This is a genomic window from Mesorhizobium sp. WSM4844, from assembly GCF_055811775.1.
Genome location: NZ_JBVVQB010000060.1, coordinates 33370 through 40646, shown reverse-complemented (window position 1 = coordinate 40646; position 7277 = coordinate 33370). Strand labels below are relative to the sequence as shown.

The 7277-nt window shown below is 63.9% G+C and carries 6 protein-coding genes; 4 read left to right on the top strand and 2 right to left on the bottom strand.

The genetic code is table 11. The annotated features are described in order from the left end of the window. Nucleotides 1-130: 130 nt before the first annotated feature. The 3 genes from AC0L2A_RS30445 (at nucleotide 131) to AC0L2A_RS30435 (ending at nucleotide 2909) form a co-directional block, all read left to right on the top strand. The gene (locus AC0L2A_RS30445) at nucleotides 131-1132 is read left to right on the top strand and encodes an Ldh family oxidoreductase (RefSeq protein WP_473611941.1); all 1002 of its coding nucleotides are present in this window, start codon (nucleotides 131-133) and stop codon (nucleotides 1130-1132) included. A 232-nt stretch (nucleotides 1133-1364) separates the two neighbouring features. Beyond that, entirely contained in the window at nucleotides 1365-1817 is a 453-nt protein-coding gene (locus tag AC0L2A_RS30440; RefSeq protein ID WP_023796785.1) for a DoxX family protein, read from the top strand. 117 nt (nucleotides 1818-1934) lie between these two features. Continuing rightward, nucleotides 1935-2909: a complex I NDUFA9 subunit family protein gene (locus AC0L2A_RS30435; RefSeq protein WP_473611940.1), complete on the top strand. Its 975-nt coding sequence runs from the start codon at nucleotides 1935-1937 to the stop codon at nucleotides 2907-2909. 144 nt (nucleotides 2910-3053) lie between these two features. On the opposite strand, the gene AC0L2A_RS30430 is transcribed toward AC0L2A_RS30435, so the two are convergent. Together AC0L2A_RS30430 and AC0L2A_RS30425 are read right to left on the bottom strand one after the other, a co-directional pair. Then, the gene (locus AC0L2A_RS30430) at nucleotides 3054-4424 is read right to left on the bottom strand and encodes a cytochrome P450 (RefSeq protein ID WP_473611938.1); all 1371 of its coding nucleotides are present in this window, start codon (nucleotides 4422-4424) and stop codon (nucleotides 3054-3056) included. A 94-nt stretch (nucleotides 4425-4518) separates the two neighbouring features. Next, nucleotides 4519-4773 carry a hypothetical protein gene (locus AC0L2A_RS30425; RefSeq protein WP_128172917.1) on the bottom strand — a complete coding sequence of 85 codons (255 nt, stop codon included), beginning with the start codon at nucleotides 4771-4773 and terminating at the stop codon, nucleotides 4519-4521. Here AC0L2A_RS30425 and gyrB point away from each other — a divergent pair. Next, nucleotides 4772-7243 (top strand): DNA topoisomerase (ATP-hydrolyzing) subunit B, encoded by a 2472-nt coding sequence (gene gyrB, locus AC0L2A_RS30420; RefSeq protein WP_128172916.1) that lies wholly within the window; start codon nucleotides 4772-4774, stop codon nucleotides 7241-7243. The genes AC0L2A_RS30425 and gyrB overlap by 2 nt on opposite strands. The last annotated feature ends 34 nt before the right edge of the window (nucleotides 7244-7277 follow it).

Genomic DNA, 7277 nt, shown 5'->3' with positions numbered 1-7277 from the left:
GAGTAGGGGAGTAGGGGAGTAGGGGAGTAGGGTCAGCCACTATTCACATACACATTTCCATCCTATTCGCATTCACTGCTCACTATTCCCCTATTCCCTTACTCCCCTACTCCCCCCTAGGATCGCTACGATGCAACTCAGTCTCGACCAGGCGACAGGGCTGTGCCGGATGGCGGCGCTCGGCGCTGGCGCCAATGAGGAAGCGGCGCAGTCGCTTGCAGCCTCCGTCGTGGCGGCCGAGGCAGAAGGTCTGTCGACGGTCGGACTGTCGCATTTCATCGACTATCTCGAAGCGCTGGAGGCCGGCCGCATCGATGGCAAGGCCGAGCCGGTCATCACCAGGCCGGCTTTGGCGATCTATCTCTCCGACGCGCGCGGCGGTCTGGCGCATACCGGCTTCCACCGCACCATCGACGATCTCGCCAAGGCGGCGCGCCTGTTCGGCGTTGCCATCTTTTCGCAGAAGAACGCCTATACATGCGGCGCGCTCGGCTATTTCACCGGGCGGCTGGCCGCGCAGGGGCTGGTGTCCTTCGCCGCGACCAATGGACCGGCCGTGCTTGCCGGCTCCGGCTCGGTCAAGCCGGTCTACTGCACCAACCCGATGTCCTTCGCCGCGCCCGCCGCCGACGGAGCGCCGCTGGTGATCGACCAGTCATCGAGCGCCACTGCCTTCGTCAACATCCGCAAGGCAGCCGAGGACGGCAAGAAAATTCCAGAAGGCTGGGCACTGGATGCGAGCGGCAACCCGACCACCGATCCGGCCGCCGCCATGAAAGGCGCGATGCTTGCCTTCGGCGGCCAGCGTGGCGCCAACATCGCGCTGATGGTCGAAGTGCTGGCGGCGGGCCTGTCGGGCGCCAACTGGTCACTCGATGCGCCATGGTTCACCGACGGACCGGACAGTCCCGGAACCGGCCTCTTCGTGCTGGCCGTCGAGCCCAAGCTGCTCGATCCAAATTTCGAGAAGCGCATGAAAGATCAACTCGACCGGTTGCGCCGCCGCTACGGCGTGCATGTCCCCGGCCGTGCCCGGGCCGAAGCGGCGGAGAAGGCAGCGGCACGGGGCATAACGGCTCCGAAAGCCGTGGTGCAGCGCATCTCCGAATTCGCCGCCCGGTATTCTTCCTGAAGACGTCCACACCTTCGGATAGTTGATCGCGCGACAGCGGGCGTACTTGCCGTTACGCCCAGGCTGCCTCGTCGAACCACGTTTCGGAAACAGCCGGAAACCCTCGCGTCGGCTGGGTTTTCCGGGCTCTCCGCAACTGACTCGTAACATGCATTTCCCGGTCAACTTTTGTTCATTTGACTTTGACTGGGGTGGCGGCTGTTTGCGCGGAGCAGCAAAAGAGGAACCCTTAATGGCCGCAAGCACCCACAATCCCAGCACCAATCTTGTCGTTCCGGCCCTTGGCAGCCTCTATGCGGCGCTGAACACCACCTCTGAAACCATCCTGCGCGCCGTGGCCGGCATCTTCCTCACCATCCACGGCTCTGGCAAGATCATCGACCCGCTCGGCGCCGCTGAGATGGTCGAAGGTCTCGGCTTCTATCCTGGCGCGTTCTGGTCGGTGCTGCTGGCCTGCACCGAGTTCTTCGGCGGCATTTTCATCGCCATCGGTCTCTTGACCCGCCCGGCCGCCTTCGCCGGAATGTTCGTGCTCCTGGTCACCGTCTGGTTCCACTGGGTCACCCTGGGAGAGGGCTTTTCGGGTGCCGAAAAATCGCTGCTGTGGGCGGCGATCCTGTTCTTCTTCGTCATCCGCGGCGGCAACCGCCAATCGGTCGACGCGCGCATCGGCAGGGCGTTCTGAACCGGCCGACACCGTGGCAAACGGCGACAAAGGATCGCCCTTTGCCTTCGGCGCGAAACGGATTATGAACGGCTTCAGCCAAGCCCAGTAGATCTGGAAAGCGCGCCGGAGCCAGCCATGACCGAAATCCTGCAGACCCCAAAGCTCGTCGTCGTGTTCGGCGGCTCCGGCTTTGTCGGCCGCCATGTGGTGCGGGCGCTGGCCCGGCGTGGCTATCGCATCAGGGTCGCCTGCCGCCGGCCCGATCTCGCCGGCCATCTGCAACCGCTCGGCAATGTCGGCCAGATCCAGCCGGTGCAGGCCAATATTCGCGTGCGCTGGTCGGTCGACCGCGCCGTGCAGGGCGCCGACCATGTCGTCAATTTGGTAGCCATCCTGCATGAGAGCGGCCGGCAGAAGTTCACGCCCGTCCACGAGTTCGGCGCCCACGCGATCGCCGAAGCGGCGCGCGCCGTCGGCGCCGGGCTCACCCATATCTCGGCGCTGGGCGCCGATCTGAACGCGCAATCCGAGTATGCGCGCACCAAGGCGCTCGGTGAAAAAGCGGTCCTGGAGACGATCGAGGATGCGGTCATCCTGCGGCCCTCGATCAATTTCGGCCCCGAGGACAGCTTCTTCAACCGCTTCGCCAGCATGGCGCGCTATTCGCCGGTCCTGCCACTGATCGGCGGCGGGCGGACCAAATTCCAGCCGGTCTATGTCGGCGATGTCGCCGAAGCGGTGGCGCGCTCGGTCGACGGCAAAGTCCAGGGTGGCCGGATCTACGAGCTTGGCGGACCTCAGGTGCTCACCTTCAAGCAATGCATGCAGGAAATGCTCGCCATGATCGACCGCAAGCGGCTCCTGGTGTCGGTGCCGTGGTGGGTGGCGAACATGCAGGCATCGATCCTTGGGCTTTTGCCCAATCCGCTGCTGACCAAGGATCAGGTCCTGCAGTTGCGCGGGGACAACATCGTCTCGGAAGCGGCCATCAGGGAAAACCGGACGCTCGCCGGTCTCGATATCCAGCCACAGTCGATCGGCAGCGTCCTGCCGAGCTATCTCTGGCGCTACCGGCCCGCCGGCCAGTTCCAGCGCAAGACGGCGGAATAGCCAATCAGGCGGCTCGCTAAAGCGCGTCGCGTTTGACCGGCCTCATGCGACGCGCTTTAGGTTGTTGTCTCATGCATGTCGTTATCGCAAAACCGCTGCACACCCTCGGTTCAAGCCCGAGGGCATGCTTTTGCGCGACATGCATTAAAGCCGCCGCGTGACCTGCATCGGCAAGCCGCCCTGTGGTTGCGTCGTCAGTTTCTGCACCGGCCACGGTTTGGTCTCGGCGGTGGTATCGAAGCGGAAGCGCGACAGCATGATCGCCAGAGCGATGATCGCCTCCTGCATGGCAAAGCTGGCGCCGATGCAGACGCGAGGACCGGCGCCGAACGGCAAATACTGAAAACGGTCGATCTTCTCGCGATTTCCCGGATGGAAACGTTCGGGCATGAAGGCGTCGGGCCTGTCCCACAACTTGCGATGGCGGTGGACGACCCAGGGCATGACCAGCACCGCGGCACGCCTCGGTATGTAGAGGCCGTTCCAGGTTTCGGGCTCGATCGGCTCGCGGTTGATCGACGGCGCCGGCGGATAGAGCCTGAGCGCCTCGTCGAAGGCGGCGCGGGTGAACGGCATGGCGTCGAGCCACTTTGTCGGGTCGGGCTCGCGCGCCAGCACGGCGTCGATCTCGCGCTCGACCTTTTCGCGCTCCCAAGGCGCTTCGGCCAGGCAATAGAGCGTCCAGCCGAGCGCACGCGCCGTGGTCTCGTGACCGGCGCCGATGAAGGTGATGATGTTGTCCTCGACCTCGGCGCGCGTCAGCCCGTCCGGTCCCTCCGCCTTGAGCAAAAGCGTAAGGAAATCCTGCGGCACCTTGTCCGGATCGTGCTTGAGCCGCTCTTCGCGCATCTTGACGGTGTCGGTGACGATCTTGCGGAAGTAGGCCATGGTTTTGCGGCCGCGGATGCGGGTCAGGCGCGGCAGCCAGTCTGGCGCCCGCAACAGGTCGAGCGGATCGACGCGGCCCATGGTTTCGAACAGCCGGTCGATCTCCTTGGCGAAGCTGCCCGGCTCACCCGATATCTCATCGGAAAACAGTGTCTCGGCCAGGATGTCAAAGGTAAGCAGCGTCATGTCGTGGGCGATGTCCGACGTGCCGCCGCCCTCGTAGCGGGTGACGAACTCCCGCGTACGCCTCAGCATCGGCTCGGCAAAACCGAAGATGTGGCGCGGCGTGAACACCGGCGCCATCGCCTTGCGTGAACGCCGCCAGACCTCACCCTCGGCGGTCAGCAATCCGTCGCGCAGGATCGGCCGCAGGATCATCTGGCGCACCGTCGCCATCTTGTAGTTTTTGGCATTGTCGACCAGCACGTGGCGAATGAGGCCGGGATCGTTGGCGATGACCAGCGGCCCGCCGATGCCGGTCACCGAAATCCAAGGCTGGTTGTAGGTCGGCTCGCCCCACAGTTCGAGCGGATTGCGATAGACGATGCGGATCATCTCCAGCGTCGAAGGCGGCGACGTGCGCGGCTTCGGCGCCGGCGGGACAAAGGGGGCGGGCTGACTGTCCATGGCGTGCTCCGCTGGTGAACTCAATGTAGTGGCTGGCAAGCCAAGCGTCCATGTTGCTGAACGGCAAGGGCGAAGCGCCCGCTCTCCGGAAATGTCACCGGGGCACAGGAGAGTAGATGATCGTCGGGAACAGGTCGGCCCGCTCTTGTGCGGCCGCTCTGTTCCCAAAACCGGTTCCACTTTTTGGGTCCGATGCCGTGGCCCGCCAGGCGTGCTCTTCTTCCATTCGGAAATGCTTGCAAACCTTGGAAAAACCGCCTTTTGCACCTATATCTGGGCCATCAAGGACGCGCGATTCGGAGCCGATTTTTTGCGCTGGATGTGCGGCATCAATCAGACAGGTTTTCATGAGCGATCAGATCGACAACGCCAGCGGCGCTGAGGCCGAGTACGGCGCCGATTCCATCAAGGTTTTGAAGGGCTTGGACGCCGTCCGCAAGCGGCCCGGCATGTATATCGGCGATACCGACGACGGCTCGGGCCTGCATCACATGGTCTATGAGGTCGTCGACAACGCCATCGACGAGGCGCTGGCCGGCCATGCCGACCTCGTCACGGTGACGCTCAATCCCGACGGTTCGGTGACGGTCATCGACAATGGCCGCGGCATTCCGACCGATATCCACACCGGCGAAGGCATTTCGGCGGCCGAAGTGATCATGACGCAGCTGCATGCCGGCGGCAAGTTCGACCAGAACTCCTACAAGGTGTCCGGTGGCCTCCACGGCGTCGGCGTCTCGGTTGTCAACGCACTGTCGGCCTGGCTGAAGCTGAAAATCCGCCGCAACGGCCAAATCTACGAGATGAGCTTCTCGCATGGCAATGCCGACGGACCGCTGAGGGTCACCGGCAGCTATGAGCAGCGCAAGGTTGCCGGCACCTATGAGGGGCGCAGCGGCAGCGAGATCACCTTCTTTCCGTCGACCGAGACCTTCACCATGGTCGAGTTCGACTTCGGCACGCTGGAGCACCGGCTGCGCGAACTCGCCTTCCTGAATTCCGGCGTGCGCATCATTTTGACCGATGCCCGCCATGCCGACGTCGTGCGCCATGAGCTGCACTATGATGGCGGGCTCGAGGAGTTCGTCAGATATCTCGACCGCGTCAAGAAGCCGCTGATCGACAAGCCGATTGCTATCAAGGCCGAGCGCGACGGTATCACCGTCGAAGTCGCCATGTGGTGGAACGACAGCTACCACGAGAACGTGCTGGCCTTCACCAATAACATTCCGCAGCGCGACGGCGGCACGCATCTTGCCGGTTTCCGCGGCGCGCTGACGCGCCAGATTACCGGCTATGGCGAATCCACGGGCCTCACCAAAAAGGAGAAGGTGGCGCTGATCGGCGACGATTGCCGCGAAGGACTGACGGCCGTGCTGTCGGTCAAGGTTCCCGACCCGAAATTCTCCTCGCAGACCAAGGACAAGCTGGTCTCGTCCGAAGTCCGTCCGGTGGTGGAAGGGCTCGTCAACGAGGCGCTCGGCACCTGGCTCGAAGAGCACCCGACCGAGGGCAAGGTGGTCATCGAGAAGGTCATCCAGGCGGCAGCGGCGCGCGAAGCCGCGCGCAAGGCGCGCGACATCACCCGCAAGAGCTCGCTCGGCGTCACTTCGCTGCCCGGCAAGCTGGCCGACTGCCAGGAACGCGACCCGGCGAAGTCCGAAATCTTCATCGTCGAGGGCGACAGCGCCGGCGGCTCGGCAAAGGGCGGCCGTTCGCGCCAGAACCAGGCCATTCTTCCGCTGCGCGGCAAGATCCTCAACGTCGAGCGGGCCCGGTTCGACCGTATGCTCGGCTCCGACATGATCGGCACGCTGATCACCGCGCTCGGCACCTCGATCGGCAAGGACGAGTTCAACGCAGACAAATTGCGCTACCACAAGATCATCCTGATGACCGACGCCGACGTCGACGGCGCCCACATCCGCACCTTGCTGCTGACCTTCTTCTTCCGGCAGATGCCGGAGCTGATCGAGCGCGGGCATCTCTACATCGCCCAGCCGCCGCTCTACAAGGTGACCCGCGGCAAGAGCTCGCAATACATCAAGGACGAAAGCGCCTTCGAGGAATTCCTGATCGGCTCAGGGCTGGAAGAGGCGTCGCTTGCGCTCAGCACCGGCGAGGTGCGGGCCGGGCAGGACCTGCGCAGCGCCATCGACGATGCGCTGGCGGTGCGTCAGCTCATCAACGGACTGCACACCCGCTATAACAGGGGCGTGGTCGAGCAGGCGGCGATCGCCGGCGCGCTCAATCCGGACGTCTTCGTCGATCTCGGCCGGGCCAACGCCATGGCCGAGCGTGTCGCCCGGCGCCTCGACATCATTGCCGAGGACACCGAACGCGGCTGGACCGGCCGCATGTCGACCTCAAATGAAGGGGTCGGTGGCTATGTGTTCGAGCGCACTGTGCGCAGCGTCAAGGAGTTCGCGCATCTCGATCTGGCGCTGATCAATTCGGCCGACGCCCGCCAACTCGACCGCTATGCGCCGCGCCTCGCAGAAGTCTATGGCGAGCCGCCGGTGCTGCGCCGCAAGGATGTGTCCGAAACCATCTCGGGACCGCTGGCGCTGCTCAATGCCGTGTTTGCCACCGGCCGCAAGGGCCTGACCATGCAGCGCTACAAGGGCCTCGGCGAAATGAACGCCGAGCAGCTCTGGGAGACCACGCTCGACCCGAATGTGCGCTCGCTTTTACAAGTCAAGGTCAATGACGCCACCGATGCGGACAGTCTGTTCTCGCGGCTGATGGGCGACGAAGTCGAGCCCAGGCGCGAGTTCATCCAGGAAAACGCGCTGTCGGTCGCCAACCTGGATATTTAAAGCCCAAGCAGCTGCTCAGCTTCGGACACTTAAG